Annotated in this window: 25 protein-coding genes; 11 read left to right on the top strand and 14 right to left on the bottom strand. The window is 52.6% G+C overall.

Features of this window, described 5'->3' with window-relative positions; all coding sequences use genetic code 11:
- Window positions 1–68 precede the first annotated feature (68 nt).
- The 3 genes from BLW37_RS18710 (at window position 69) to BLW37_RS10730 (ending at window position 1,844) form a co-directional block, all read left to right on the top strand.
- The gene (locus BLW37_RS18710) at window positions 69–236 is read left to right on the top strand and encodes a hypothetical protein (protein WP_171907598.1); all 168 of its coding nucleotides are present in this window, start codon (window positions 69–71) and stop codon (window positions 234–236) included.
- Window positions 229–456 carry a DUF3185 family protein gene (locus BLW37_RS10735; protein ID WP_245785704.1) on the top strand — a complete coding sequence of 76 codons (228 nt, stop codon included), beginning with the start codon at window positions 229–231 and terminating at the stop codon, window positions 454–456. Before BLW37_RS18710 ends, BLW37_RS10735 begins: the two co-directional genes overlap by 8 nt.
- A gap of 146 nt (window positions 457–602) precedes the next feature.
- Window positions 603–1,844 (top strand): AI-2E family transporter, encoded by a 1,242-nt coding sequence (locus BLW37_RS10730; RefSeq protein WP_091342720.1) that lies wholly within the window; start codon window positions 603–605, stop codon window positions 1,842–1,844.
- Here the strand turns inward: BLW37_RS10730 and BLW37_RS10725 are convergent.
- Window positions 1,841–3,151, bottom strand: a complete 1,311-nt coding sequence (locus tag BLW37_RS10725; protein ID WP_091342718.1) for a DASH family cryptochrome — start codon at window positions 3,149–3,151, stop codon at window positions 1,841–1,843. The two genes, BLW37_RS10730 and BLW37_RS10725, sit on opposite strands and share 4 nt — an antisense overlap.
- Before the next feature lie 127 nt (window positions 3,152–3,278).
- Between BLW37_RS10725 and BLW37_RS10720 the strand changes: the two genes are divergently transcribed.
- Both BLW37_RS10720 and corA read left to right on the top strand, forming a co-directional pair.
- Window positions 3,279–4,490, top strand: coding sequence for a hypothetical protein (locus BLW37_RS10720; RefSeq protein WP_091342716.1), 1,212 nt, complete (start codon window positions 3,279–3,281; stop codon window positions 4,488–4,490).
- Between the two features lie 75 nt (window positions 4,491–4,565).
- Window positions 4,566–5,627: a magnesium/cobalt transporter CorA gene (gene corA / locus BLW37_RS10715; protein ID WP_091342715.1), complete on the top strand. Its 1,062-nt coding sequence runs from the start codon at window positions 4,566–4,568 to the stop codon at window positions 5,625–5,627.
- Window positions 5,628–5,629: 2 nt separating this feature from the next.
- Here the strand turns inward: corA and mnmE are convergent, their stop codons facing one another.
- From mnmE to rpmH, 5 genes are all read right to left on the bottom strand, one after another.
- Window positions 5,630–6,994, bottom strand: coding sequence for a tRNA uridine-5-carboxymethylaminomethyl(34) synthesis GTPase MnmE (gene mnmE / locus BLW37_RS10710; protein ID WP_091343144.1), 1,365 nt, complete (start codon window positions 6,992–6,994; stop codon window positions 5,630–5,632).
- A gap of 65 nt (window positions 6,995–7,059) precedes the next feature.
- On the bottom strand, window positions 7,060–8,715 hold the full coding sequence (gene yidC / locus BLW37_RS10705; protein WP_091342712.1) for a membrane protein insertase YidC: 1,656 nt from the start codon (window positions 8,713–8,715) through the stop codon (window positions 7,060–7,062).
- Window positions 8,716–8,718: 3 nt separating this feature from the next.
- Window positions 8,719–8,970, bottom strand: coding sequence for a membrane protein insertion efficiency factor YidD (yidD, locus tag BLW37_RS10700; protein WP_091342710.1), 252 nt, complete (start codon window positions 8,968–8,970; stop codon window positions 8,719–8,721).
- Complete coding sequence (gene rnpA, locus BLW37_RS10695; RefSeq protein WP_091342708.1) at window positions 8,937–9,293, bottom strand: ribonuclease P protein component; 357 nt, start codon at window positions 9,291–9,293, stop codon at window positions 8,937–8,939. The genes yidD and rnpA overlap by 34 nt, the downstream gene beginning before the upstream one ends.
- 19 nt (window positions 9,294–9,312) lie before the next feature.
- Window positions 9,313–9,450 (bottom strand): 50S ribosomal protein L34, encoded by a 138-nt coding sequence (gene rpmH / locus BLW37_RS10690; RefSeq protein ID WP_091342706.1) that lies wholly within the window; start codon window positions 9,448–9,450, stop codon window positions 9,313–9,315.
- Between the two features lie 445 nt (window positions 9,451–9,895).
- Here rpmH and dnaA point away from each other — a divergent pair, with 445 nt between their 5' ends.
- The 6 genes from dnaA to glyS all read left to right on the top strand — a co-directional run bounded on the left by dnaA (window position 9,896) and on the right by glyS (window position 18,954).
- A complete protein-coding gene (gene dnaA, locus BLW37_RS10685) occupies window positions 9,896–11,266 on the top strand; it encodes a chromosomal replication initiator protein DnaA (protein WP_091342704.1) in 1,371 nt (456 codons plus the stop codon).
- Window positions 11,267–11,278: 12 nt separating this feature from the next.
- A complete protein-coding gene (gene dnaN / locus BLW37_RS10680; protein ID WP_091342702.1) occupies window positions 11,279–12,382 on the top strand; it encodes a DNA polymerase III subunit beta in 1,104 nt (367 codons plus the stop codon).
- 13 nt (window positions 12,383–12,395) lie between these two features.
- Entirely contained in the window at window positions 12,396–13,496 is a 1,101-nt protein-coding gene (gene recF / locus BLW37_RS10675) for a DNA replication/repair protein RecF (protein ID WP_091342700.1), read from the top strand.
- Entirely contained in the window at window positions 13,483–15,897 is a 2,415-nt protein-coding gene (gyrB, locus tag BLW37_RS10670; RefSeq protein ID WP_091342698.1) for a DNA topoisomerase (ATP-hydrolyzing) subunit B, read from the top strand. The genes recF and gyrB overlap by 14 nt, the downstream gene beginning before the upstream one ends.
- 82 nt (window positions 15,898–15,979) lie before the next feature.
- On the top strand, window positions 15,980–16,897 hold the full coding sequence (glyQ, locus tag BLW37_RS10665) for a glycine--tRNA ligase subunit alpha (protein ID WP_091342695.1): 918 nt from the start codon (window positions 15,980–15,982) through the stop codon (window positions 16,895–16,897).
- Entirely contained in the window at window positions 16,897–18,954 is a 2,058-nt protein-coding gene (glyS, locus tag BLW37_RS10660; RefSeq protein WP_091342693.1) for a glycine--tRNA ligase subunit beta, read from the top strand. The genes glyQ and glyS overlap by 1 nt, the downstream gene beginning before the upstream one ends.
- Window positions 18,955–19,019: 65 nt before the next feature.
- Here glyS and BLW37_RS10655 read toward each other — a convergent pair whose 3' ends face one another.
- The 8 genes from BLW37_RS10655 to fadA all read right to left on the bottom strand — a co-directional run bounded on the left by BLW37_RS10655 (window position 19,020) and on the right by fadA (window position 26,488).
- The gene (locus BLW37_RS10655) at window positions 19,020–19,817 is read right to left on the bottom strand and encodes a response regulator (protein ID WP_091342691.1); all 798 of its coding nucleotides are present in this window, start codon (window positions 19,815–19,817) and stop codon (window positions 19,020–19,022) included.
- A 169-nt stretch (window positions 19,818–19,986) separates the two neighbouring features.
- The gene (locus tag BLW37_RS10650; protein WP_091342689.1) at window positions 19,987–21,165 is read right to left on the bottom strand and encodes a M56 family metallopeptidase; all 1,179 of its coding nucleotides are present in this window, start codon (window positions 21,163–21,165) and stop codon (window positions 19,987–19,989) included.
- Window positions 21,162–21,548 carry a BlaI/MecI/CopY family transcriptional regulator gene (locus BLW37_RS10645; RefSeq protein ID WP_091342687.1) on the bottom strand — a complete coding sequence of 129 codons (387 nt, stop codon included), beginning with the start codon at window positions 21,546–21,548 and terminating at the stop codon, window positions 21,162–21,164. The genes BLW37_RS10650 and BLW37_RS10645 overlap by 4 nt, the downstream gene beginning before the upstream one ends.
- A gap of 145 nt (window positions 21,549–21,693) precedes the next feature.
- Entirely contained in the window at window positions 21,694–23,259 is a 1,566-nt protein-coding gene (locus BLW37_RS10640) for an amidohydrolase family protein (RefSeq protein ID WP_091342685.1), read from the bottom strand.
- 108 nt (window positions 23,260–23,367) lie between these two features.
- Window positions 23,368–24,441 (bottom strand): GGDEF domain-containing protein, encoded by a 1,074-nt coding sequence (locus BLW37_RS10635; protein WP_139243700.1) that lies wholly within the window; start codon window positions 24,439–24,441, stop codon window positions 23,368–23,370.
- A 46-nt stretch (window positions 24,442–24,487) separates the two neighbouring features.
- Window positions 24,488–24,913 carry a hypothetical protein gene (locus BLW37_RS10630; protein ID WP_091342681.1) on the bottom strand — a complete coding sequence of 142 codons (426 nt, stop codon included), beginning with the start codon at window positions 24,911–24,913 and terminating at the stop codon, window positions 24,488–24,490.
- A gap of 1 nt (window position 24,914) precedes the next feature.
- On the bottom strand, window positions 24,915–25,160 hold the full coding sequence (gene tusA, locus BLW37_RS10625; RefSeq protein WP_091342678.1) for a sulfurtransferase TusA: 246 nt from the start codon (window positions 25,158–25,160) through the stop codon (window positions 24,915–24,917).
- 164 nt (window positions 25,161–25,324) lie between these two features.
- Window positions 25,325–26,488: an acetyl-CoA C-acyltransferase FadA gene (gene fadA / locus BLW37_RS10620; RefSeq protein WP_091342676.1), complete on the bottom strand. Its 1,164-nt coding sequence runs from the start codon at window positions 26,486–26,488 to the stop codon at window positions 25,325–25,327.
- Window positions 26,489–26,496: the final 8 nt, after the last annotated feature.

The following is a 26,496-nucleotide window of genomic DNA, read 5'->3' as shown; positions in this document are numbered from 1 at the left end:
CCACCCTGCCTTCCAGACGTAGATGCAAGCGGCAGATTGAAACCACCTAACCAGTTGGAGAAAGGCTCATGCACTCGAATCAGAATCAGCACCCTTGGAACAAAAACAAGCGCAAAGGCAAAGAACAGGAGCTTGCAGAAAAAGAGAGTAATGACAAGCACACCGACCAGAAAGGAAAAACCAAAAAGCAGAGCAACAAGGATGGCGCTGTATTAGGAGAAATTAACGATGACTGAACTGATGAATAGTAAAGTGCTGGCGATTGTGTTGTTGGTGGTTGGGGTGATCTTGTTGTTCTTTGCCTATCAATCATCGCAAAGCCTGGGGGATCAGGTCTCAGAGGCTGTCACCGGCCGTTTTACGGACTCGACCATTTGGTTTCTGATCTTTGGTGCAGCAGCGGCTGTGGCTGGCATTGCCATGCTGGTACTTGGTAAAACCGCCCGCCATTCCTAACCAGCGCCCCCTGTATCTGCTTGGTACAGGGAGCCTTTCCTATGGATTTCTCTAACGGCCGTGCTTAGTTGTGCCGTGCTATCCCAGGTTTTCTCTGGCGTAAGCTGATACAGCGGCCTGGCCGGACGTCTACGCAGGAACTCTTGATGCTGACAGATACGCACCAGGTTGGGCCGGAAGCCGTTAAGGCGAGCAGTCAAAGCCCTGCCGCACCCACACCGGCACCCTCACTATTTAGTGCGGTGGAGCTGCGCTTGTTCCGTTACACGGCCGTGTTGTTTTCATTGGTATTGCTGACCGCTTTGATTGGCATTACGTTCTGGTTATTTGGCTGGCTTTTAGGTGTGTTCTCCAACCTGCTGCTGTCGTTATCACTGGCCGGTATTCTGGCTCTGGTGCTTTATCCTGTGGTGGTGTTTTTGCAAAGCCGGTTGCGGCTGCCTCGTTTGCTGGCCATTAGCGCGGTGTTGCTGCTCTTTTTCGCCGCTCTTGGCAGCCTGGTGGTCTTGCTGGTACCAACCCTGGTAAACCAGGCTGTGCAATTGATGAGTACTTTGCCCGACAGCCTGGCCAGCTGGAAAGAAAACTTTTCTTTTTATAACCCAGAGCTTAGCAAGATGATTGCCTCGGGCCTGCAGCAAACTGGTGATGACGCGAAGTCCGCCTTGCCCGGGCTGGAACAAAGCAGCCGTACCATTGTGTCCTATTTGGGGCTGCTGGCAGGCATTGGCTTTGTGCCGTTGTTCCTGTTCTTCTGCTTGCTGTCCGGTGGACAGCTGCGCCAACAAGCAGCCGAGTTGTTGTCCATCTTTCACGTCGCCACGCAGCAAAAAGTGTTGTATTTCATGGATGTGTTTGTCGGTTACATCACGGCTTTTTTTCAGGGGCAGTTGATCATTGCGGTCTGCATGGGGGTGTTGTATGCCCTGAGCTTTAGCTTGCTTGGTCTGGAGTATGGTGTCTTGATTGGGCTGGTGCTGGGGCTGTTAAATATCATTCCTTTTCTTGGCAGTCTGATTGGCTTGCTGGTCGTGCTGCCGATGGCTTATTTGCAGCCGGAGGGCGGCGTTGAGTTGATGGTGCTGGCCGGCCTGGTGTTTGTTGTGGTGCAGGTGATTGAAAGCTGGTTGCTGACCCCGAAGATCATGGCCAACCGCTCGGGTTTGCATCCTGCCCTGGTGGTTATTTCGCTGTTCTTTTGGGGCACGGCTTTGGGTGGCATCATTGGCATGGTACTGGCGGTGCCGCTGACGGCATTCTTTGTTGCCACCTGGAGTGAGCTGAAAACCAGCCTGAAGCAGTTACTCAGTAGCGGCGATGCCAGGCTTATCATGACGCCTGAACAAGAGTCAAAGACACGAAAAGTAGCAACCGGGCGCAGCAGTTAGCCAGAACAGGGCCAATCGGCTGCATCCACGCTATCCAGCGGCAGGGTATTGGCTTCTCCTTGCCACTGGCGGATGAAGCGGCCATCCGGATCGTACAGTTGCTGTTGCTTGGCCAGGTTAAATTGGCGATGGCCGCGGGGATCGGCGCCAACACCGGCCAGATACTGCCAGTTACCCCAGTTGATGGCGACATCGTAATCAATCAGTTGCTGTTCAAACCAGGCGGCGCCATAGCGCCAGTCCAGTTGCAACTCGTGTACAAAACAGCTTGCTACCAACTGACGGCCCCGGTTGGACAGGTAACCGGTTTGTTTTAGCTGGTGCATACAGGCATTGACGAGTGGGAAAGGCGTATTGCCTTCACACCAGGCGCGAAAACGTTGTGGATAAAAACTGGTCAGTGGCGCCCTTTGCTTGATGCCCTGACGCAGAAACAGCGCTTTGCCATGGCGGTGGCTGTACCAATGAAAATAGTCACGCCACAAGAGTTCAAAGTAGATCCAGTAACTGGAGTCATTCCGGCCATGTTCTGCTTCAAAGCCATGCAGTGCTGTGGCCACCTGCCGGGCTGAGACACAACCGGCCGCCAGCCAGGGCGAAAACTTGGTGGAATTATCAAAGCCGTCCAGTGCGTTACGCACTTCCTTATAAAAACCGGGCCGGGTGCTGGCAAAGTAACGCTGCAGGTGCTGCTGGGCGCTGTATTCTCCACCGGAGAACACCGAGCTGAGCCAGGCCGGGTAGCCGGGGAGCTGGTCATTGTTTACGCCTTTGGGTGCGGGTGGAAGCCGTTGCGGTGCAGCGATGGCTGTTCTCAGCGGTAAATTCTCCACTTGCTTGCGAAACTGACTAAAGCTGGCAGGGAGATCCTTCAGGGCAAAGGGCAATTGTTGTTGGCTAAAAAGGGTGTTGCTGTCCAGGGTCTGAAAGCTCAGATAAGGAAAGCGCTGTTGTAACTGCTGCCACTGACGGGCCTCGTAATAACCCGGCTGGCGGCTTTGGTAGATGGCATCGACCTTGTACTGGCTGATGAGCTGGCTGATGGCTTCAACCGGCGACTGAAAGCGCAGTACCAAGTGTTGCTGACGGTGTTTCAGCTGGTGACTAAGCTCTTGCAGGCTATCCATCAGAAAGCGCCAACGCTGCATGCCCATGCGTTTGCTGTGATAACGGCCCGGGCTGAACCAGCCTGGCTCGGCGCAGTACAGCAGGATCAGTTGATCACACTCGGCGCAGGCTTGTGTCAGCGCCGGTTGATCGCTTAGCCGTAAATCCTGTTGAAACCAAAATAAACCCAACCGATGCATGCAGGTCTCCTGTCTGTTTGAGCACTGTGTACGTTGGTTTTATGGTATCAGACCAGCCCGGTATCGCCTGCTAGTGAGCTATTATGCTAGGCTGTAACGGATTTGAACTTTGCAAAAGGATGCATGCATGCGATGTCCGGTGGCCGCTTTTACCACGCTTTTTCTCAGCAGTTCAGTGCTGGCTTATGGCTGGGGTGGGCCAGAGCCCTTTCGGCTGGAGCGGTTGGAAGGCCGTAACTTTGTGCTGACCGAAGAAAGTTTTTTGCACCGGATAAGCTTTCAGCCCTTGCCGGTAGTGCGAATGCAGGATAGTTGGGCCGAAGACGGCTGGTATGGCACCGCCGGCAGCACCCGTAGCCGCGAATTTTACGTGCAGTCGCATCTGCAAAAACGGGTGCAGTTTGATGTACCTATGTTTGTCGGGGTGCGTTTTCGCCGGGATGAAGACCTGGATGGCCGCTATGATCGTACCTTATTTGGCAGTGGTTATGTCACTGCCGATGGCAGCCTGGAACTTGGTGTCTGGGGCGATGTTCGTGGTGGTAAGGATGAAGTGGATCTGCAGCTGGAAGCCTACTGGCGGCCCGGCCCTGAGCAGTGGTTGCGTGCAACCCTGATTTCGCCCGATGCCATGTACAACAGCAAAACCTACGACAGCAGTTTCTATCAAAAAAAACCACTGACGTTGCACCTGGCAGCAGGTACGGTCTTTGCGGATGGCCAACAGCTGTATGGCTTTACCAACCTGAACCGCCGGATGGAATACCATCAACCGGATTTAGCGCAGCAGTGGACCGATAAACAGTACTCCGCTGGCCTCGGTTGGCTGTATCCTGTTACGGCCAATTGGCAGCTAGGGTTGCAAACGCAGGGGCTCTATGGCTTGCGGCAACAGTTTCAAGACGATGCGCTGGCGCTTGAGCTGCGCCGGCAATTTACCGACACCAGCCTGGAGCTGCGTTCACGCCGTGCACAGCCGGTGACGTATTGGGGCGGTGTTCGCTACCTATCTTTGCGCGAGCGCGATCAGGTGCAACAGGCCGGTTTGACTGTGCTGGAGCAGCGGGATGAATGGATGCTCTATGCTGGTATGGCCTGGGACTGGCGCCCATGGATCCGCTTAAGACCAAGCTTGATGCTCGGGTATGCCGATATGCAGGGCGCCCGGCCGGACGATGACGAGCCACTTCATTTCAGCGGTGTACTGGCCAAGCTGGTGCCCGTGATCGAGTTCCATCTGCACCAGCAAAGCGGTGCCGTGATCCGGCTCAACCCGACCATCGAGTTGCACAGTCTGTCCTTTGGTGGTGGTAATGTGCAGGTACATATTCCGTTTTAACCCTTGACTGTTACGATGTCCGGATATCCGAATGCGGGCATCTACAGCAGTACAGTAGAAGCATTGAGGGATGATATGGCAGGAAAACTGGTTCGTAAAAAAGGCAAAAAAGCGGGATCAGCACCCGGTACCCTGGTGTTCAGTGGTGCCAGCCCCGATGCAGAAGCTCATTGGCAACTGCTGCAATACAATCTGGACAGCATTGAGCAACTCAATTTAAGCAGCCTGCAGCAATTACCGCCGGCAAAGCCGGACAGTGTGCGCTGGCTGAATCTGTGCGGTTTGCCGGGCATTGCCCCTATTGAGCAGCTTGGCCAGGTGTTTTCGCTGCATCCGCTGGTGCTGGAAGACATGCTGAATACCGATCACCGGCCAAAGGTGGAGGCCCATCCGGACTATTTGTTTGTGGTCTTTAAAATGCTGCGCTTTCATCCGGACAGCCGGGAGATCCGGGCCGAGCAAATCAGCCTGGTGTTGATGGAGCAGACGGTGATTAGTTTGCAGGAAACACCGGGTAATGACTTCGATGGCGTGGTACAGCGTCTGCTGGCTGGCCGGCGTTTACGTGGTTTTGGCGCTGATTACCTGGCCTATGCCTTGCTGGATGCGGTAGTCGATCACTATTTTATTTTGCTGGAACAGTGCGGTGATCACATCGAGCAGCTGGAAAATGAGCTGATGACTGCACCTACTACGGCTGTGCTGGCGAAAATCCACCACTTTAAACGCGAAATGCTGCTGCTACGCAAGGTGGTCTGGCCGCTCAGAGAGCTACTCAGCAGTTTGCTGCGTGATGAGAACCCTTTGATCAAACCGGAGACCCGGATTTTTCTGCGCGATGTCTACGACCATTGCGTGCACATCATCGACACCATGGAAACCCTGCGAGATGTGCTCAGTGGTTTGCTGGATCTGTATCTGACCAGCGTCAGCAACCGCACCAATGAGGTGATGAAAGTACTGACCATGATGGCCAGCATCTTTATTCCGCTGACGTTTATCGCCGGTATTTACGGCATGAACTTCGAAGTGATGCCAGAGCTTGGCTGGCAATACGGTTATGCCTTGATTCTGGGGTTAATGGCCTGCATTGGCGGTGGCCTGCTGTGGTATTTCCGCCGAAGGGGCTGGTGGTAGTGCTATTTCCCGATACAAAAACTGGAAAAAATCCGCCCCAACAAATCATCGGAGCTGAATTCGCCGGTGATTTCATTCAGGTGTTGCTGCGTTAAGCGCAGCTCTTCGGCAAGGATCTCACCGGCAATAAAACTGTGCAGCTGCTCCTGGCCGGTTGCCAGGTGTTCGCTGGCACGCTGCAGCGCATCCAGGTGACGGCGGCGGGCCAGAAAACTGCCTTCGCTGGTGCCCTCAAAGCCCATGCATTGTTTTAGATGCTCACGCAGCGCATCGATGCCGGCGCCGGTTTTGGCTGATAACCGAAAGACTGGTACTGGCTGGTTTAGTTCGGCCTGCATCGGCTCGCCGGTTAAGTCGGCTTTGTTACGAATAACCGTGATGCCAAGCTTTGCTGGTAGCCGGTCGATAAAATCCGGCCAGATGCTGTGGGGATCGGTCGCTGCTGTGGTGGTGCCATCCACCATAAAGAGCACCCGATCGGCTTGCTCTATTTCCTGCCAGGCGCGCTCAATGCCAATTTGTTCCACCTGATCGCTGGCTTCACGCAGCCCGGCCGTATCGATGATATGCAGCGGCATGCCATCGATATGAATGTGCTCGCGCAATACGTCCCGGGTGGTGCCGGCAATATCAGTGACAATGGCTGCTTCCCGGCCTGCCAGGGCGTTCAGCAAGCTGGATTTACCGGCATTGGGCCGGCCGGCTATTACCACCCGCATGCCTTCGCGCAGGATGCTGCCCTGATTGGCTTCACGGCGAATTTTTGTTAAATCAGCAATGATGCCCGCCAGATCGTCCGCCACTTTGCCATCGGATAGAAAATCAATTTCTTCATCCGGGAAGTCGATGGCGGCTTCCACATAGATACGCAGATGAATCACTTTTTCCACCAACGCATGAATGCGGGCGGAAAACTCACCTTGCAATGAATGCATGGCGGAGCGAGCTGCCTGCTCGGAGCTGGCATCAATCAAGTCGGCGATGGCTTCGGCCTGAGCCAAATCCAATTTGTCGTTTAAAAAGGCGCGTTCGCTGAATTCGCCGGGCCGGGCAATGCGCACCTGGGCCAGGGCAATGACCCGGCGCAGTAACATATCCAGCAGCACCGGGCCACCATGACCTTGCAACTCGAGCACATCCTCGCCGGTAAAGGAGTTGGGCCCAGGGAAATACAGCGCAATACCCTGATCCAATGCCTTGCCATCGGTATCCAGAAATGGCAGATACTCGGCTGTGCGGGCTTTGGGGACCTTGCCAAGCACAGCCTCTGCAACCTGGCTGGCAGCCGGGCCGGAAATACGGATAATGCCCACGCCGGCGCGGCCGGTGGCAGTGGCTATAGCGGCTATGGTATCGGTGCTGTACATAAGGTCCTCGTCTGGGGTTATAAAAAAAGCCTGTGAGTCACAGGCTTTTTTCTGCATCGCTTGGCTTACGCCTTACGGCTATGCAGGCCTTTTTTCTCCATGCCCCGGTAAATATAGAGCATTTGGGCCAGTGAGATCAGGTTACTGACCAGCCAGTACAGTACCAGGCCGCTTGGGAACCAGATAAAGAACACCGAGAAAGCGACCGGCATCCACATCATCAGCTTACGCTGCATCGGATCGGTGACGGTCATTGGCGTCAGTTTTTGCATCATAAACATGCTGGCACCAAACAACACTGGCAGGATAAACCATGGGTCTGGCGCCGACAGATCCTGCAGCCACAGCATAAAGGGTGCATGACGCAGTTCAACACTCTCGACAAAGACCCAGTACAGCGCCAGGAAAATCGGCATTTGCAGCAGCAACGGCAAGCAACCGCCCATTGGGTTGACTTTCTCTTTGCGGTACAGCTCCATCATGGCCGGGCCAAGCTTTTGGCGGTCATCTTTGTAACGGGCCTGCAAGTCCTCGATTTTTGGCTTGAGGTTGCGCATCTTGGCCATCGACTCGTACTGAATTTTGGTCAGTGGGTACATCACTCCCTTAACCACGATGGTGATCAGGATGATAGCCACACCCCAGTTGCCCACAAAGCCCTGGATCAAAGTTAGTAACCAGAACAATGGCTGGGAGATAAACCACAGGAAGCCATAGTCGACGGTTAAATCCAGACCATTGGCCAGCTCGGCCAGATTGTCCTGAACTTTTGGACCAGCGTAGAAGATGGTGGCAATAACTGTTTGTTCTCCGGGTTGCAGTTGCAACATCGGGCCTGATGCACCAATCAGCCCTTGTCCCTGATGATAACGGCTGTAAATCAGATTATCGACCTGCTGATTTGGCACCCAGGCAGCCACAAAGTAATGTTCCAGCATGGCAGCCCAACCTCCCTGGGTCGGGATTGACAGGTTACTTTTCTGCATGTCTTTGAAGCTGTACTTTTTATACCGATCCGAGGCAGTACCATAGGCAGCACCGCGGTAAATCGGCATAAAGAAGCTGCTGTCTTTGCCTCCATCGATGGTTTGCCGTAAATGCTGGTAATTTTGAATCACCCGCACTTCATCGCTGGTATTGTTAAGGTGGTATTCGACACTGACATCGTACTGACCTGGGCGGAAGATAAAGCGCTTCTCAATCTGCAGTCCCTGATACTCGTAATGCAGAGGCACTACCAACTCTTGTTGGTCGGACGCAAGCGTGAAGTTAAGTTGATTGGTGTGATACACCGGGCGGTTGCCACTGCGGGCATCAGGCCCATGCTGGCCAATCAGACCCGACTCGGCAATGTAGTTGAAGCCGGTCTGTCGGCGCATCATCACATAAGGCGTCTGACTGTCTTTGGTCAGCTCGTACTCAGAGAGCTTCAGGCCAACAATGTCACCGCCACGTGTACTGATTTCTACCTGCAGCACATCGGTTTCAACCCGCACAATCTGTTCGTGCTGGCTGCTGGCAGGTCCAACAGCTGGCGAAGTTGCTACCGGTTGGGTACCAAACTCATCAGCAGAGAGTTGCAGCTCGCCGGAACTATCCAGCTGCTCAGCCTGAGGCTGGCTGGTGACAGGCTCTTGTCCATAGTCTTTGTGCCATTGTTGCCATAGCAGAAAACTGACGAAAGCGAGCGCGAGGATTAAAATACTACGTTGCGAGTCCATAGGTTAGCTTTTCTCATTGTGCTTTTCAGGAACGGGATCGTGACCCCCAGGGTGTAAGGGGTGACATTTTAATAGACGTTTCGCTGCGAACCAAGTCCCTTTGAGCACCCCAAAGCGGGTGATGGCCTCAATGGCATAGTGGGAGCAACTGGGATGAAACCGGCAGCTGGGTCCAAACAACGGACTGATCAGCTTTTGATAGCCATGCAGCAAGGCCAAAGCTAGACGCTGTAATGGCGACAGATTTTGTTCCATAACCGCTCCAGTTGCTTGCTGAGTTCCTGGTTCTCAGTGTCTGAGATCGGGCCTTTTACCATCACCACCAGATCAATGGCGGGCAGGCGATGTTGTTGCAAACGGAAATTTTCCCGGATGCAGCGTTTGATGCGATTGCGATCCACGGCTAATTTAGCACGTTTTTTAGCAATAATCAGACCTAACCTTGGATGATCGAGGTTATTGTTGCTGCAAAGGATGGTAAAGAGAGGCGAGCCAGCCCGAAAAGGCTGTTGAAAAACGGCATTAAATTCGCCAGGAGTTAGCAGACGTAACTCCCTGCCGAATTTAAAGTTTTGCACGTAGCACTTAGCTGTCGGGTTAGACAGCTAAACGCTTACGGCCTTTGGCACGACGACGCGCCAGGACCTGACGGCCATTTTTAGTCGCCATACGAGCACGGAAACCGTGCACACGCTTACGCTTTAATACGCTAGGTTGAAAAGTTCTTTTGCTCATATTCTTGTCCGTCCGCTTAAGATAATACTAAGAATTAGCTCTGTTTTAGTATTACCTCAGTGAAACACCAAAACACAGTTGATAAAAATGAGCGCGAATTTTACGTAGTCCTGACTTGAAAGTCAATGCAATCCTAAGGAATATCTGTCGAGATCCTGGCCGATCCACTGTTTTCCACAGGCGCGCCGTTCACTTTGAATAAAGTGTGTGCAATTTGGTTTGTCCAGCGATGGCGTCGGGCACTGGCAGCAGCTCCGACCTCACGGATAAAAAACCGTTACTAAGAAATTAATGTTTAATATATTCAATGCTTTGCTATTAACTGTCTAAGCGAGGCGCTTTTTATAAAAAGTCAATATTGAAGTTGTGGATAACTAGGCTCATAATGCTCGCTTACCCATTTGAAGATGCGCTACAGCCATAAGAAACGATTCAGGGAGCCAGGGTGTACCAGTCCGTATGGAAAAATTGCCTGCAAACGCTGCAGCAGGAATTGCCAGCACAACATTTCAGCATGTGGATCCGACCGCTGCAAGCCGCAAGCTCTGATGAAGCTTTGACACTCTATGCGCCTAATCGTTTTGTGCTTGACTGGGTTCGTGAGAAATACCTAAATAGAATCAATGAGTTGATTCATGATTACTGTGGGGATAATGCCCCTAGGCTGCGATTTGATGTTGGCAGCCGGCCACAACCTCAGGAAGGTCATCAGAACGATCAGCCGCATTCGGCAGCGGCAACTGCACCTGCCAGTAGCCGCCCTGCCATGCCAGAGCCAGCGCCTAAATCAATCGTTAAATCCAATGTCAAGGCCAGTTACACCTTTGAAAACTTTGTTGAAGGTAAATCAAACCAGTTGGCCAGGGCTGCTGCCAGTCAGGTAGCGGATAACCCAGGTACGGCCTACAACCCGCTGTTCATTTATGGTGGCACCGGTTTAGGTAAGACCCACTTATTGCATGCGGTAGGTAATGGCATTTTGGCGCAGAAAGAAAATGCCAAAGTCATTTATATGCATTCCGAACGCTTTGTGCAGGATATGGTAAAAGCGCTGCAGAACAATGCCATTGAAGAATTTAAGCGTTATTACCGCTCGGTGGATGCCTTACTCATCGATGATATTCAGTTTTTTGCCAACAAAGAACGTTCGCAGGAAGAGTTCTTCCATACTTTTAATGCGTTACTAGAAGGCAATCAGCAAATCATTTTAACCAGCGATCGTTATCCGAAAGAAATTGACGGCGTGGAAGATCGTCTGAAAAGTCGCTTTGGCTGGGGCCTGACCATTGCCATTGAGCCGCCGGAGCTGGAAACCCGGGTGGCGATCCTAATGCGTAAAGCGCAGGAAAATCAGATCCGCTTGCCAGAAGAGGTCGCTTTCTTTATTGCCAAGCGGCTACGATCCAACGTGCGGGAGCTAGAAGGAGCGCTCAATAGGGTGATTGCCAATGCCAACTTCACCGGCCGCCCGATCACCATCGATTTTGTGCGGGAAGCACTGCGCGATTTGCTGGCCTTGCAGGACAAGTTGGTTACCATTGAAAATATCCAGAAGACCGTAGCCGAATATTACAAAATTCGTGTCGCTGATTTGCTATCGAAACGTCGCAGTCGCTCGGTTGCCAGGCCACGGCAGATGGCGATGGCACTGGCAAAAGAGTTGACCAACCACAGTCTGCCGGAAATAGGCGATGCTTTTGGTGGTCGCGATCACACCACGGTATTGCATGCTTGTCGTAAGATTGAGTCATTAAAAGAAGAAACGCACGAAATCAAAGAAGATTTTCAGAATTTACTGCGCACCTTATCGTCATAATAGGGACCCGTTATGCACCTTAGTATCGACAAAGAAACACTGTTGAAGCCACTGCAAATGGTTTCGGGCGCCATCGAACGCCGTCATACCCTGCCGATCCTTTCCAATGTACTGCTGGATGTGCAGCAGGATCAGTTGTCGTTAACCGGAACCGATCTGGAAATTGAAATGGTGGCCAGTGTGGCAGTCAGTCAGGTGCATCAGCAAGGGCGCATTACGGTACCGGCGCGAAAATTGCTGGATATCTGTCGTAGCCTACCGGATGGCTGTCAAATCGAGCTGACACAGGTTGGCGAGCATTTTGTGATAAGCTCCGGCAAAGCTAAGTTTACTCTGACCACCTTGCCAGCCTTGGACTATCCGAATCTTGAAAGCTGGCAGGGCGAGGTCAATCTGCAGTTGTCACGTGCTGAGTTAAAGCGATTGCTGGAAGAGACCGCCTTTTCCATGGCCAATCAGGATGTGCGCTACTACTTAAATGGCCTGTTGTTTGAGGTGGATCAGCAATTGGTGCGGACAGTCGCCACCGATGGGCATCGATTGGCCATGAGCCAGTTGCAGCTCAACGAGCCGGTCAATGCCCAGCAACAACTGATTATTCCACGCAAAGGCGTGTTGGAAATGCTGCGCTTATTGCCAGATGATGATGGTAGCCTGTCGCTCAGCCTGGGCTCGAATCACATCCGTCTGGTCGATGCTGCTTTTAGTTTCAGCAGCAAGTTGATTGATGGGCGTTTTCCAGATTATCGTCGGGTGATCCCGCGCAATAGCACCAAGCAGGTAACGGCTCATCGACCCGTGTTAAAAGATGCCTGTACCCGGGCCTCAATTTTATCCAATGAAAAATACCGTGGTGTGCGCTTTAATCTGGCACCCAGTGAGCTGCAAATCACCGCCAATAACCCAGAGCATGAGCAAGCGGAAGAAGTGATTGAGGTCGAGTATCAAGGTGATGCACTCGAGATTGGTTTTAATGTTAGCTATGTGCTGGATGTTCTTAACAGCTTAAATACCGATCTGGTGATGCTGCATTTAAGCGATAGCAATTCCAGTGTGTTGATTGAAGGGGTTGGCAATGCCCAGGCGTCCTACGTAGTCATGCCGATGCGTCTGTAGAATTCGCACCGGCATGTCGCTTCAGCTGTTATCCGTCACCGATTTTCGGAACTTTGCCAGCCAGCAATTTCAGCCCGCAGCCGGCTTTAATTTAATCTGCGGCGCTAACGGCAGCGGCAAAACCAGTTTGCTGGAAGCCATTTATTTTTTAGCGCATGGCCGTTCTTTTCGGACTGCCAGGCTGCAGCGCATGATTCGCTTTGATGCTGAGCTCAGTGTGGTGCATGCCAAAATCATGCAATCCGGCCAGTTGAATGTGGTTGGCATGCAGCGCAGTAAGCAGGGCGAGCTGACGCTGCGGTTGAATGGCGAAACAGCCAAACGGTTGGCCGATATTGCTCATTTGCTGCCAGTGCAACTGATCACCCCAGACAGCTTTCGCATTTTTTTTGGTGGCCCGAAAGAGCGACGGCATTTCTTTGATATGGGATTGTTCCACGTGGAACCTTCTTTTTATCAGCATTGGCAGCTGTTCAGCAAAGCGAACAAGCAGCGCAATGCCTTATTGAAACAAGGTGCCTCGGCCGAACAGTTTCGCTATTGGGATAACTTCTTTTGCCAAAGTGCCGAGGCGATCACCTTGCTGCGGGAAAGCTATCTGCAGCAACTGAGTGATGAGTTTCAGCAACTAGTCGCCAGCCATGTGTTGCTCAGTCATGTGCAATTGCAGTTTTATCCGGGTTGGAACCAACAGCACAGCCTGGCCGAACTACTGCTGCAGAACAGAGCCACCGACGCCAAAATGGGCTTTACCCAAGCTGGCCCGCAAAAAGCGGATTTACGGATTAAAGTTGAGCAACAGCCCGCGGAAGAAGTGTTATCACGTGGGCAGCTAAAGATGTTATTATTTGCACTTAAAATTGCTCAGAGCAATGTAATTGGCGCGGTTGCGAGTAAGCAACCAATCCTGTTGATCGATGATCTGGCTTCCGAGCTGGATGCGGACTCCATGCAACAGGTGTTTCAATTACTTAAAACAATTAACTCACAGGTTTTTGTGACCGCAATTGAACCTGAACCAGTTCTGCAATTTATGCCGCAAGACAGTACAGCGGTGTTTCACGTGGAACATGGTACATTGACACTACGGACAGACGATTATGGCCGAACATGATTATGATTCATCGAGTATCAAAGTATTAAAAGGACTGGATGCAGTTCGTAAACGCCCGGGCATGTACATCGGTGACACCGATGACGGCTCAGGCTTGCATCACATGGTATTCGAGGTGGTGGACAACTCCATTGACGAAGCGCTGGCAGGGCATTGCAGCGATATCTGGGTCACTATCTACAGCGATAACTCGGTATCCGTGCGTGACAATGGTCGTGGCATTCCGACTGATATGCACGAGGAAGGCGTATCTGCAGCCGAAGTCATTATGACGGTGCTGCATGCCGGCGGTAAGTTCGACGACAACTCGTACAAAGTATCCGGCGGTTTGCATGGAGTAGGTGTATCGGTGGTGAATGCGCTGTCCGATAAACTAGCGTTGACCATCCGTCGCAAAGGCCAGGTGTTTGAGCAAGAATACCACCTGGGTGTACCACAAGCTCCTTTGGCCGTGATTGGTGAAACCGAAGACAGTGGCACCGAAATTCGTTTCTGGCCAAGTCCTACCGTATTCACCGACATCAATTACCACTACGATATCCTGGCCAAGCGATTGCGTGAATTATCGTTCCTGAACTCAGGTGTTAGCATTATTCTGACCGATGAGCGCACCGACAAACGGGATCACTTCAAATACGAAGGCGGTATCCAAGCCTTTGTTGCTTATCTGAACCAGAATAAAACCGCCATTCACCCCAAAGTCTTCACCTTCACGCAAGAGCGAGAGGATGGTATTTCAGTTGAAGTGGCGATGCAGTGGAATGACAGCTATCAGGAAAACATCTTCTGCTTTACCAACAATATTCCTCAGCGCGATGGTGGTACGCATTTGGCTGGCTTCCGCTCTGCATTGACCCGGGTGCTTAATACTTACATTGACCAAGAAGGCTACGCCAAGAAAATGAAGGTGGCTGCTTCGGGCGATGATGCTCGTGAAGGCTTAACGGCAGTCATTAGCGTCAAGGTACCGGATCCAAAGTTCAGCTCGCAGACCAAAGACAAACTGGTGTCGTCGGAAGTAAAATCGGCTGTTGAAAGTGCCATGCACGAGCGCCTGAACGAGTACCTGCTGGAAAGCCCGAACGATGCTAAAATCATCGTGACCAAAATTGTGGATGCTGCCCGAGCCCGTGAAGCTGCCCGTAAAGCCCGTGAAATGACGCGACGTAAAGGCGCCTTAGACATCGCTGGCTTACCCGGTAAGCTGGCCGATTGTCAGGAAAAAGATCCTGCTTTATCTGAACTGTACATCGTAGAGGGTGACTCGGCCGGTGGCTCCGCCAAACAAGGCCGTAACCGCAAGAATCAAGCTATTTTGCCACTGAAAGGTAAGATCCTGAACGTGGAAAAAGCCCGTTTCGATAAGATGCTTTCTTCGCAGGAAGTCGGCACTCTAATCACAGCACTTGGTTGTGGTATTGGCCGCGAAGAGTACAACCCGGATAAAATCCGTTACCACAGCATTATTCTGATGACGGATGCGGACGTCGACGGTTCACACATCCGCACGCTGTTGCTGACCTTCTTCTACCGTCAAATGCCGGAACTGATTGAGAAAGGCTATATCTACATTGCCCAACCGCCACTGTACAAAGTGAAAAAGGGCAAGCAGGAACAATACCTGAAAGACGAAGCGGCTCGCATCGAGTACCTGACCACGCTGGCGCTGAATGAAGCCAGTTTGCACGTGAATGAGAATGCTCCAGGCATCGGTGGCGCCCAGCTGGAAACTCTGGTTCGGCAATACCATAAAGTGATGGATACGCTGGACCGCCTGGCTCGGAAAATTCCTTATCTGTTGTTGCATGAACTGATTTATGTGCCGTCAATTAGTGTCGAGCAATGCAAGGATCACGATTTTGTCAGTGGCTGGGTGAAGAATCTGGTTGAACAACTGCAACAGCTGGAAGGTAATGGCACCAGCTATGTGCATCAGGTCTATGAAGATCGTGAGCGTCACCTGTTCTTGCCGAAAATCACGGTTCGTCAACATGGCATCGAATACGATTATGTATTGCACCACGATTTTATCAGTTCACGCGATTACCTGAGCATTGCAGCGCTAGGTAATGAAATCCGCGATCTGATGGAAGAGGGCGCTTATGTGCGTCGTGGTGAAAAAACCAAGCCAGTCACAAGCTTTAAAGAGGCGCTGGAGTGGCTGATGAGTGAATCGAAGAAAGGGCTCTATATTCAGCGCTACAAAGGGCTGGGCGAAATGAACCCGGACCAGCTGTGGGAAACCACCATGGACCCGAATACCCGCCGTATGCTGCAGGTGACCATCGAAGATGCCATTGGTGCCGATCAGCTGTTCTCCACCTTGATGGGCGATCATGTTGAGCCGCGTCGGGCCTTTATCGAAGAGAATGCGTTGCGGGTAGCCAACCTGGACGTTTAGGCCTGGTTAGCGATTGACGAAACGAAGCCAGAAGGGGCCAGCATCTGCCTGCCCCTTTTTACATAGATGGAATACAAAACCCATGCAAAAGTATGACTTAAATACCTTTCAGGGCCTGATTTTAGCCTTGCAGGATTACTGGGCGCGTCAGGGCTGTGTCATCGTGCAACCGCTGGATCTGGAAGTGGGGGCCGGTACCTTTCACCCGATGACTTTTTTGCGCTCCCTGGGCCCTGAACCAACCAATGTTGCTTATGTACAGCCGTGTCGGCGGCCAACCGATGGCCGCTATGGCGAAAACCCGAACCGTTTGCAGCATTATTATCAGTTTCAAGTGCTGCTCAAGCCATCGCCAGACAATATTCAGGAGCTCTATCTGGGCTCTTTGCGTGAGCTTGGCATCGATACCCTGGTGCATGACATCCGCTTCGTGGAAGACAACTGGGAATCACCCACTTTGGGCGCCTGGGGTTTGGGCTGGGAAGTTTGGCTCAATGGCATGGAAGTGACTCAGTTTACCTATTTCCAGCAAGTCGGTGGTCTGGAGTGCAAGCCGGTGTCTGGTGAGATCACCTATGGCCTGGAACGCCTGGCCATGTACATCCAGGGTGTGGATAGCATCTATGATCTGGTGTGGGCAGATGGTCCGCTGGGTAAAGTCAGCTATGGCGATGTATTCCATCAGAATGAAGTAGAACAGTCGCGTTATAACTTTGAGCATGCTGATGTGCCAGCTTTGTTTGCCTTATTCGACCAATGCGAAAAAGAAAGCCACTATCTGATTGAGCAGGGCTTACCGTTGCCAGCCTATGAAAAAGTAATGAAAGCATCGCATGCGTTCAATATGCTGGATGCCCGCCACGCGATTTCGGTGACTGAGCGTCAGCGGTATATCCTGCGGGTACGTACCCTGGCTAAAGCCTGTGCCGAAGCGTATTACGCCGCTCGTGAAGCCTTGGGCTTTCCGCTTTGTAAAACCGCTGTGCAGGAGGCTTCGTAATGGCGCAGGATTTTTTGGTTGAAATTGGCACGGAAGAGCTGCCACCTAAGGCGCTGAAAACATTGGCAACGGCCTTTGCCGATAACATTCAGGTGGAGTTGGCAGCTTTGGAATTAGCACACGCCGAGGTTTATTGGTACGCAGCCCCACGACGCTTAGCGGTACGTGTTAACCAGCTGCAGGCCAAGCAAGCCGATAAGCTGGTAGAAAAGCGCGGCCCGGCGCTTAGTGCCGCCTTTGATGCCGAGGGAAAGCCCAGCAAGGCAGCGACCGGCTGGGCCAGAGGCCTGGGCATTGACGTTGCTGAAGCAGAGCGGCTGGAAACCGACAAAGGTGCCTGGCTGTTGTACAAGCAGCATCAAGCGGGTAGCGATACCAGGCAACTGCTGGCCGATGTCGTAAAGGCGGCACTCTCAAAGCTACCCATTGCCAAACCCATGCGCTGGGGTAATTCCGATGCTTTGTTTATTCGCCCGGTACATACCGTGGTTATGCTGTATGGTCTGGAGGTGGTACCAGCCACTATCCTGGGTCGTGAGGCTGGCCGGCAGAGCTATGGTCACCGCTTTCATGCACCCGCGAAAGTCAGCTTTGCCCATGCTGATGACTACCTGCCACAGCTCAAAGCGGCTTTTGTGGTGGCCGATTTTGCCGAGCGTCAACAGCTGATTGCAGACGCAGTGGCCAGCAAAGCCAAAGAACTGAAGGCTGTGCCTTTGCTGGACCAGGCCTTGCTGGATGAAATTACTGCTTTGGTGGAATGGCCCGAGCTATTGGTTGGCAGTTTTGAGCAGCGTTTTCTGGCGGTGCCAGCCGAGCCGCTGATTTCCACCATGAAGGACAACCAGAAGTACATCCCACTGCAAGATGAATCTGGTAACTTACTGAATCAGTTTATTTTTATAAGCAACATTCGCAGCAAAGATCCACAGCAAATCATCGAGGGCAATGAAAAAGTGGTACGGCCGCGTTTGGCCGATGCTGAGTTTTTCTTTGTCACCGATCAGAAAACCAAGCTGACGGATCGCTTGCCAAGCCTGGCAACTGTGTTATTCCAACAGCAGCTCGGTACCCTGGCTGAAAAGTCCGAGCGGATCGGTCAGTTAGCAGGTTGGGTCGCCGGACAAATTGGAGCCGATGCGACCGCAGCCAGCCGGGCTGGCTTGTTGTCGAAAACCGACCTGATGACCAACATGGTCGGTGAGTTCCCGGAAGTGCAGGGCATTATGGGTATGCATTATGCCCGGCTGGATGGTGAAGCCGAAGCCGTAGCGCTGGCACTCAACGAGCAGTATATGCCGCGCTTTGCCGGTGACAGCCTGCCAACGCAGCTGGAAAGCTGCGCGGTAGCCATTGCCGATAAACTGGATACGCTGGTTGGTATTTTTGGTATTGGCCAGGCGCCTAAAGGCGATAAGGATCCTTTCGCTTTGCGCCGGGCGGCCATTGGTGCTTTGCGTATTCTGGTGGAAAAACAATTACCCCTTGATTTGGTGGCGTTGATTGATGCCAGCGAACAGAGCTTTGGAAGCAAGCTTAGCAACACTCAGGTAGCAGAGGATGTGCTGGAATTTTTGCTCGGGCGCTTCCGTAGCTGGTATCAGGAGCAGGGCTATGCGGTGGATGTAATCCAGGCGGTGCTGGCTCGTCGGCCAACCACGCCGGCTGATTTTGATCGGCGGGTCAAAGCCGTAGCAGCCTTCCGTGAGTTGGACGCTGCTGAAGCACTGGCGGCAGCCAATAAGCGGGTCGCCAATATCCTGGCCAAAGTGGATGGCGCCATTGCCGATACAGTGCAGCCGGAGTTGCTGACCGAAGCGGCAGAGCAGGCGCTCTATCAAGCCATCCTCGCTGAGCAGCAGTACCAGGCGACATCTCCATCCTACAGCGACGGGCTGGCCCATCTCGCTGCGATGCGTACGGCCATTGATGACTTCTTTGATCAAGTGATGGTTAATGCGGAGGATGCAGCAGTTCGTGCCAACCGCCAGGCATTGCTGAAGCAGCTACGTGAGTTGTTTTTGCAGGTGGCTGATATTTCCCTGTTACAAAGCTAACAGCGGAGTAAGATTTGAAAAGCCAGCATCGACGCTGGCTTTTTTGTGACACGTCGCCAGCAGGTTTAATCCTGACCCAGAATGCGATACAACAACTCTTTCACCGCGGCTGGCTCAAAGGGTTTATCGCACAGGGCATTGATACCGCTTTGAGCGATATTGGCCAGATGGGCATCATTGGCTTCACTGGTCACCATCAGGATGGGGATGTGTGACAGGGTGCTGTGCTCGCGGATAAAGCGGGTAAGCTCTTCCCCATTTACTTCCGGCATATTGTAATCGGTGACCACCAGATCAACCAATTGTTGTTGCATAAACTCCATCGCAGCCTTGCCATCGTCTGCTTCACTGATGTGCTGCATGCCAAGGTTTTGCAGCACCCGGCGAATATGATTGCGTGCCAGCCGGCTGTCATCAACAATAAGCACCCGCACATCCTGCACATCGAACAAATCCAGTTCCAGCTCAGAAGGGCTGATGTAATCGATGGCGGCATTAAGTGCTTTACCGAGCTGCTCGGCATCAAAGGGTTTGGGTAAAATGGCAATCACGCCGGATTGCTTAAAGGCTTCCAACTGCTCTTTGCGGGTTTCGCTGGAAACCAGCAAAAAAGGTATATCAGCGGTGGCAGGCTCGGTTTTTAGCTGCTGCAGCAGCTCCAGCGCAGTGCCGTCAGCAAAATGCAGTGCACTGGCAATAGCATCCGGCCGGTGCTGGCGAATGGCGCTGATGGCTTGCTGTAAACTGGCCGCTTCAGCCACCTGATGCACGTCTTCGGCTTTAAGTTTTTGCCGGATAATTTTGCGCTGCACATCCGAAGGCTCGGCCAGCAAAATATCCAGATCCTGAGTTGAAAGCTGCATACTGATCCCTACTGCAAAAAAGTTATTCTGGCACACGTCACTGGCAGTATAAAGCCAATTAGCAATTCATGGCAAAGTGAAGGAAAGATTGCGCTAGACTTTATGGATATGACGATACCGCTTCAGAATGAAGCGGCATCGCAAGGAGGTTAAGTGACGTTTGGTCAAATCAAGATGGGTCAGCTTCGTCCATTTCAAAATTGAGCTGAATCGTCATTGAACTCGAAGTCTCTCTTGGTTGATAGCGCCAGCGACTAACAGCTCGTAAAGCTTCCGCATCGAACACATCTGCCGGATGAGAAGCAACCACACGCAAATTTTCAGGAACCCCATTATCATCGATGGTAAAACTGAGAGTAACCCAGCCAGTAATTCCTTCTTGAGCTGCTTTTAACGGATAGCGTGGTTCAATCCGCACTATAGGGGTTGCGACAGAAGCTGACTTTTCTAAGGTGCTTTCTGCCTTTAATGGCTGCTGCCATAGCAAGCCGCAACTAACCAGAGTGGCTAATAGCAGGAGGGCTGGTGTTTTGCTGTTGCCATGTTGTTGTTTCAGTTGCTGCAGTCGTTCTTTCATCGTTTTTGTTACTCCGTAATGGTGGCAAAAGGGTTGCAATTGCACTGATGGGGTGGGCACCGACTGCATTGCTGCCAACAGTGCATTGGCATAGCAAAATGGCGTGGATTTCGGGTGTCGCTGAAGCACTTCAGCATCGCAAGCCAGCTCTTGATCGGCGCGGTAACGCCGGTAAGCCAGCCAGACAACGGGGTGAAACCAGAACAGGCACAGCAAAGATACAGCCAGCAAGTTGGCGTGCAAATCGCCCCGCTGCCAGTGCGCCAACTCATGCTCTAAGATCAACCGCCGTTGTGCGCTGTTAAAGCGCTGGTGAAAATCCACCGGTAGAATAAGACTTGGTGTCAACACACCAAAAATAGCTGGTCCCAGATTGTGGTGGCTAAGGTAACAGCGCAGTTGCCGGTATTGACGTTGGCGGCCAGTGCGTAATTGCCTGTGCAGTCGCCAGTGGCAGCTGAGGCAGGCGCTGGCCAGCAAACCAACACCAGCCAGCCATAGCCAGAAAAGAACTGATGTGCCGGTGCTTGCTTGAGCCACCTGCTGCAATTGGCCGGCATTAATCTGCAGTGTTTCTAGCAGTGCCGGTTGTTGCGTCTGAGCCAGCTGAATGCCGGGCAGCAGCGGCAACAGCAGCGTGAGTGGGGCAGCTGACCACAGCAGATAGCAACTGCGGGCTCCTAAGCGCTGCAGTAACCAGGGATGCAGCAGCAACAAGGGCACAATCACCAAGGTGAGCAGCAGGCTACTTTGTAAAAGCCATAGCATCATGGTTTATCCTCCTGTTCTTGCTGCTCCAGTTCAGCCACCAATTGCTTCAGCTCAGCCAGATCGGCTGCGCTTAGCTCGTGCTTACGGGCAAAGCTGGCGACCAAGGGGGCCACCCGGCCAGCGAACAGCTTTTGCACAAAGCTACCACTGGCTTGTTGTTGATAATCCTGCCGGGCTATGCAGGGGCTGTACAGGTAAGCACGACCCTGCGTTTGATAGCTAAGCGCGCCTTTGGTCACCAGGCGGTTCAGCAGAGTTTTGATGGTTTTTTCGTGCCAGTCTTTTTGCTGTTGCAAGCGGGTGATTACCTCCGCTGCGGTACAAGGGTGCTGTTGCCAGATCACCTGCATCACATCCAGTTCGGCATTACTGATATCCAACATGAATCACCTCAATGATTACGTTTGTAATTCAATTAAGATTACATCTGTAATTCAAAAAAGCAAGCGATTGATGAAAAGAAATTTGCTGCGGTGCGGGTAGGGGAATTGCGACCCCGAGGGAGCCGCTATGACGATATCCTGGAATTTAAGGCTGAGCTTCGGCAGCTTTGGCGTGCTCTACCATGGCTCGCACATCGGCCAGCAGGCGCTGGGCATCATAGACAATGCCGTCTTTGATGGTGAAGCGCACGCCTTTCGTGCGCATGGCTTGGTTGTGCTCATCCAGCCGGTAATGGCCGGTACCGTACAGCACTTTAAAATTGGCCAGTGGGTTTTCGGCCACAATCAACAGATCGGCTTTCTTGCCGGGAACCACACTGCCAATCTCTTCCTCCATACCAAGGGCAATGGCGCCATTTAAGGTGGCAGCCTGAATGACTTCAAGCGCATTAAAGCCGGCTTCGCGCAGCAGTTCCAACTCCTGCACAAATGCAAAACCATAAATTTTGTAGATGTAACCAGCATCCGAGCCTACCGTGACCCGGCCGCCATGATTTTTGTAGTCATTTAAAAACTGCATCCAGATGCGGTAGTTTTCGCGCCAGCTGATTTCATGGTCTGTGGTCCAGTCAAACCAGTAAGAACCATGGGCATAGCGACTGGGGGTAAAAAATCGCTCCAGGGTAGGTAGGGTATAGTGCTGATGCCATTCAGCATTGCGCTGCGATGCGGCATCCCGACTGGCTTCATAGATGGTGAGGGTAGGGTTGATGGTAAAGTCCAGCGCAATCAGTTCATCCCGCACCGCATTCCATTTGTCGGAGCCTGGCGCGGCGGCCTGACGCCACAACTCTCCGGCGGCACCAAAGCGATCCTGTTCGTTTTGGTAATTGTAATTTGCCGGATAATTCTGAATCACCTGGCGGGTGAATAAAGCTTCCGGCAGGCCATACCAGTGCTCCATCGAATTCAGGCCCATGCGGGCACTGTCGAGTACATTGGTGCGCATCACATTGAGCTGAGCATGATGCATCATGGTTCCCAACCCTTGCTGCTGTGCTTCATCCAGCGCAGCGGAAATGATGGTGGGGGTGGCACCAAAAAACTTAATACCAGCAGCACCGGCCTGTTTGATCTGCCGCACCCATTGCCGGGCTTGCTCGGCGTTGCCAATGGGGCGCCCTAAGCCCTGACCAAAGCCGACATAGGGAATAATGCGGGGTGCTACGATGTTATTTTCTTTGGCTGCCCTGACGTGGCGTAAGGTCCAATCCAGGCCATTAAAACTGCCTGGTTCACGTACTGTGGTAATGCCATGGGCCAGCCACAGTTTGAACACATAGTCAGCTGGGATCCCTTGGGCTGAGCCACCAATATGAGCATGCATATCAACAAAACCGGGCAGGATGTACATGCCGCTGACATCCATTTCCTTGTCACCGGCTGCAGCTATTGGCCGGCGGTTTTCAAGCACAGGCACGTCCGGGTAACCGACAATGGCGACCTGCACAATGCGGTCTTGCTCAATGACGATATCAACCGGGCCCACTGCAGGTGCGCCCTCACCGCTGATCAGGGTGCCCCCGCGCAAGATGAGCCGCGCATAAGGTCCATCGCCCTGATCACGCTCTGGTGCTGAGGGGGTGCGCTCCGTAGCACAAAGCGGGAATAGCAGGCCGGCAAGTAGTAAGCAAAAAATGAAAGTACGCATAGCAGTCTCAGGTTTTCTTTTCAGTGTGGCAAGCACCTGCAGCGAAAGCCAGCTGCAGGCCGTGAAAGCCCTCTATTTTGCGATATGATTGCTTTTAGGCGAAGCACATCAACCACAGACCTGATTTCGCCCCTGGTGTTTGGCCTGATACAGTTGCTGATCGGCCAGCTTGACGGCCTCATAAAACTGCTCGGTCTGGTTGCACTCGGCGACCCCGAAGCTGGCAGTGACCGGATAGTTGGTGTCGTTGGTTACCCAGCGCTGTTGAGGGAATTGCAGGCGGATTTTTTCCGCCACTTTACGGGCATCAATTGCACTGGTATGAGGCAAGATGAGCAAAAACTCTTCACCGCCAGTTCGGCAGGCAATGTCCTGTTGGCGCAGGTTCTGTTGAAATAAATGGGCGACGCTTTTTAGTACTTCATCGCCCACATCGTGCCCAAATTGATCGTTCAGTCGTTTAAAGTGATCGATATCACACATAATAACAGCCAGCGGGAAGAACTCATCGCTTTGTTGTGCCAGGGCGGGTAGCAGGCTGGAGTCCAGAAAACGACGATTAACCAATCCGGTCAGCGCGTCGGTATTCGCCTGCAACTCTTTGCTTTGCTGCAGCAGCTCCATGGCCTCATGGCTGCGTTCGCGGTAATGGTCATTGATCCAGCAGACGATGATCACGATGATCAGGGAAGCAAGAAAACGACTGGTCTCAGCATCTTTGTACTCAGCCAGAATAAGATCAGGCGTGAACAACATGACGGCTAAGGTCAGCACCAAAAAGGCGTTACTGATAAGCGCATGCCGGACGCCCAGTAAACCAAACAAAATAGCCGGAAATGGAAACACCCAGTACAAGGCCGTGTTATTGTGGCCACCCTGATACACCAGGCTAAGCACAAAGGCACCAACCAGCAGAGCCTCTATGGTGCAGGCGCGCTGCAACTTTTTGGTGGCTTGGTACACCAGGACGTTTACTAAAAAGCAGCTGCCGGTGATAAACAAAATCAGCGGTAACAGCCATAGTTCGGCGTGCAGGTTTTTAAAGCCGTAAATAAACATCACGGCACTGGTGATGTAACTGACGAAAGCAAGAATATGATGCCGACGGCGGGCATCGATGTGTTGAGATTGTTGGCTGCGCTTCTGGTTCAGGCTTGGCGTCAATGCAGAGTCCTGTTTCAACCGGGTACATTGATGCTAGCACAAAACCGATGCAAGTGAAGACGGCTTAGCTTTTCAGTTGATGCGCTATCGTTATGTCAGGGAGCTCTGTGCTAAACCACTGCTGCAGTGGTTCGAGTTGGTTCAGCGGAAAGCGATAATGCAAAGGGCCATTGTTAGATAAAGTGATTTGCAGATAACCGTAACGGTTGTCCTGCTGCAGCTCAACTTTTACCGATTGCGGATTGGAAGCTTTTTCCATGCCAACACGCAGATTGCCATCATTCCCAATCGCCAGCAATGCCAGGATATCGTTGCAGGTGGTCCACTTCGTTGTGTTGCGTTGCTGATAATAGGCCAGAATGCCATCAACGGCTATCGAGAGTGCTATGATGGAAACGGCTGTCCAGCCTTGCCAGGCAATGAGTAAGCCAATCAGCAACAATAGCAGTGCCTTGATCGGCAGCGAATCTTTAATCAGGAACCAAACCATATTAACCGCCTTTTTTTACCAGATAACGATAGGGCAGAGCGGTAGTATCACTGGCCAGCAACTGATGATCCATAAAACGGCAAAAGCTGGGGATATCGCGTGTCGTCGCCGGATCATCGGCGATAATCAGCAGGGTTTCACCCACCGCCATTTTCCGGATGGCCAGCCGGGTCATCATCACCGGCTCCGGGCAGCGCAGGCCCAGCGCATCCAGGGTCTGGCTGGCGTTATCAAACAGTTGTTGCATCAATACTCCATAGTGCTCACTTCAGTAAATAGGGGGGAGCTGCCAAATTTCAACCCTTAGGCGGCCGTAAAAAAATGCTGCCTGGTTCGGGATTTATCGGGAGCATGAAAAAGGGCCGTTAAACGGCCCCCTTATTCTAAGTGATTGTGGTTGTCGCTGCCAGCTTAAGGCCGCTCAAACACGGTAGCAATGCCCTGACCGAGGCCGATGCACATGGTCGCCAGGCCGTATTTACCGCCTTTAGCTTCCATCACATTCAGCAAGGTGGTGCTGATGCGCGCGCCTGAGCAGCCGAGTGGATGGCCCAGCGCAATGGCGCCGCCATTGAGGTTCACCTTTTGCTCGGCGACTTCCAGCAAGCCCAAATCCTTCATTACCGGTAAGGCCTGTGCAGCAAAGGCTTCGTTCAGCTCAGCGTAGTCGATGTCGCTGATGCTAACACCGGCCATTTTCAGCGCTTTTTTCGACGCTGGCACCGGGCCATAGCCCATGATGGACGGATCGCAGCCAGCCACGCCCATACCACGGACATAAGCACGGATTGGCAGGCCCAGCGCCTTGGCTTTGTCTTCGCTCATCACCAGCATGCCGGATGCGCCATCGGACAGGGCAGAAGAGCTGCCGGCAGTGACGGTGCCATTGGCCGGATCAAACACTGGCCGCAGCTGGCTTAGGCCTTCCACCGTAGTTTCCGGCCGGATCACTTCGTCGGTATCGAACACCCGCAAAGCGCCATCGGCATCGTGCCCTTCGGTCGGGATGATTTCATTCTTAAAGCGGCCCTGCAAAGTCGCCTCATGCGCCAGCCGATGTGAACGGGCGGCAAACGCATCCTGCTGCTGCCGGCTAATGCCATGCATCTTGCCCAATAGCTCGGCGGTTAGGCCCATCATACCGGCGGCCTTGGCCACCGAGGTTGCCAAGGCAGGGTGAAAATCCACCCCATGGTTCATTGGCACATGGCCCATGTGCTCGACACCACCAATCAGGTAGACCTCACCCATGCCGGTCTGAATGGATTTGACGGCATCGTGCAACGCCTGCATGGAAGAGCCACACAAGCGGTTGATGGTGGCGGCAGGAACCGAGTGTGGAATACCAGCCAGCAGGGATGCATTGCGGGCGACGTTAAAGCCTTGCTCCAGGGTTTGCTGCACACAGCCCCAGATGATGTCATCAATCTCGCTGGCATCCAGTTGCGGGTTGCGAGCCAGCAAGGAGGCCATGACATGGGCTGATAACGACTCAGCACGAATGTTGCGGTAAATGCCGTTTTTAGAACGTCCCATCGGGGTGCGGATGCAATCTACAATTACTGCGTTTTTCATTTGTTATC

It is taken from the genome of Alkalimonas amylolytica (assembly GCF_900107845.1).
In the GTDB taxonomy this organism is placed as follows: Bacteria; Pseudomonadota; Gammaproteobacteria; order Enterobacterales; family Alteromonadaceae; genus Alkalimonas; species Alkalimonas amylolytica.
This window is presented reverse-complemented; position numbering and strand designations above follow the sequence as displayed.

Bases quoted from the DNA above. Each gene is read 5' to 3' on its own strand.
- BLW37_RS18710 (WP_171907598.1), top strand. From the start codon at position 69: ATGCACTCGAATCAGAATCAGCACCCTTGGAACAAAAACAAGCGCAAA.
- BLW37_RS10735 (WP_245785704.1), top strand. From the start codon at position 229: ATGACTGAACTGATGAATAGTAAAGTGCTGGCGATTGTGTTGTTGGTG.
- BLW37_RS10730 (WP_091342720.1), top strand. From the start codon at position 603: ATGCTGACAGATACGCACCAGGTTGGGCCGGAAGCCGTTAAGGCGAGC.
- BLW37_RS10725 (WP_091342718.1), bottom strand. From the start codon at position 3,151: ATGCATCGGTTGGGTTTATTTTGGTTTCAACAGGATTTACGGCTAAGC.
- BLW37_RS10720 (WP_091342716.1), top strand. From the start codon at position 3,279: ATGCGATGTCCGGTGGCCGCTTTTACCACGCTTTTTCTCAGCAGTTCA.
- corA (WP_091342715.1), top strand. From the start codon at position 4,566: ATGGCAGGAAAACTGGTTCGTAAAAAAGGCAAAAAAGCGGGATCAGCA.
- mnmE (WP_091343144.1), bottom strand. From the start codon at position 6,994: ATGTACAGCACCGATACCATAGCCGCTATAGCCACTGCCACCGGCCGC.
- yidC (WP_091342712.1), bottom strand. From the start codon at position 8,715: ATGGACTCGCAACGTAGTATTTTAATCCTCGCGCTCGCTTTCGTCAGT.
- yidD (WP_091342710.1), bottom strand. From the start codon at position 8,970: ATGGAACAAAATCTGTCGCCATTACAGCGTCTAGCTTTGGCCTTGCTG.
- rpmH (WP_091342706.1), bottom strand. From the start codon at position 9,450: ATGAGCAAAAGAACTTTTCAACCTAGCGTATTAAAGCGTAAGCGTGTG.
- dnaN (WP_091342702.1), top strand. From the start codon at position 11,279: ATGCACCTTAGTATCGACAAAGAAACACTGTTGAAGCCACTGCAAATG.
- recF (WP_091342700.1), top strand. From the start codon at position 12,396: ATGTCGCTTCAGCTGTTATCCGTCACCGATTTTCGGAACTTTGCCAGC.
- gyrB (WP_091342698.1), top strand. From the start codon at position 13,483: ATGGCCGAACATGATTATGATTCATCGAGTATCAAAGTATTAAAAGGA.
- glyQ (WP_091342695.1), top strand. From the start codon at position 15,980: ATGCAAAAGTATGACTTAAATACCTTTCAGGGCCTGATTTTAGCCTTG.
- glyS (WP_091342693.1), top strand. From the start codon at position 16,897: ATGGCGCAGGATTTTTTGGTTGAAATTGGCACGGAAGAGCTGCCACCT.
- BLW37_RS10655 (WP_091342691.1), bottom strand. From the start codon at position 19,817: ATGCAGCTTTCAACTCAGGATCTGGATATTTTGCTGGCCGAGCCTTCG.
- BLW37_RS10650 (WP_091342689.1), bottom strand. From the start codon at position 21,165: ATGATGCTATGGCTTTTACAAAGTAGCCTGCTGCTCACCTTGGTGATT.
- BLW37_RS10645 (WP_091342687.1), bottom strand. From the start codon at position 21,548: ATGTTGGATATCAGTAATGCCGAACTGGATGTGATGCAGGTGATCTGG.
- BLW37_RS10640 (WP_091342685.1), bottom strand. From the start codon at position 23,259: ATGCGTACTTTCATTTTTTGCTTACTACTTGCCGGCCTGCTATTCCCG.
- BLW37_RS10630 (WP_091342681.1), bottom strand. From the start codon at position 24,913: ATGGTTTGGTTCCTGATTAAAGATTCGCTGCCGATCAAGGCACTGCTA.
- tusA (WP_091342678.1), bottom strand. From the start codon at position 25,160: ATGCAACAACTGTTTGATAACGCCAGCCAGACCCTGGATGCGCTGGGC.
- fadA (WP_091342676.1), bottom strand. From the start codon at position 26,488: ATGAAAAACGCAGTAATTGTAGATTGCATCCGCACCCCGATGGGACGT.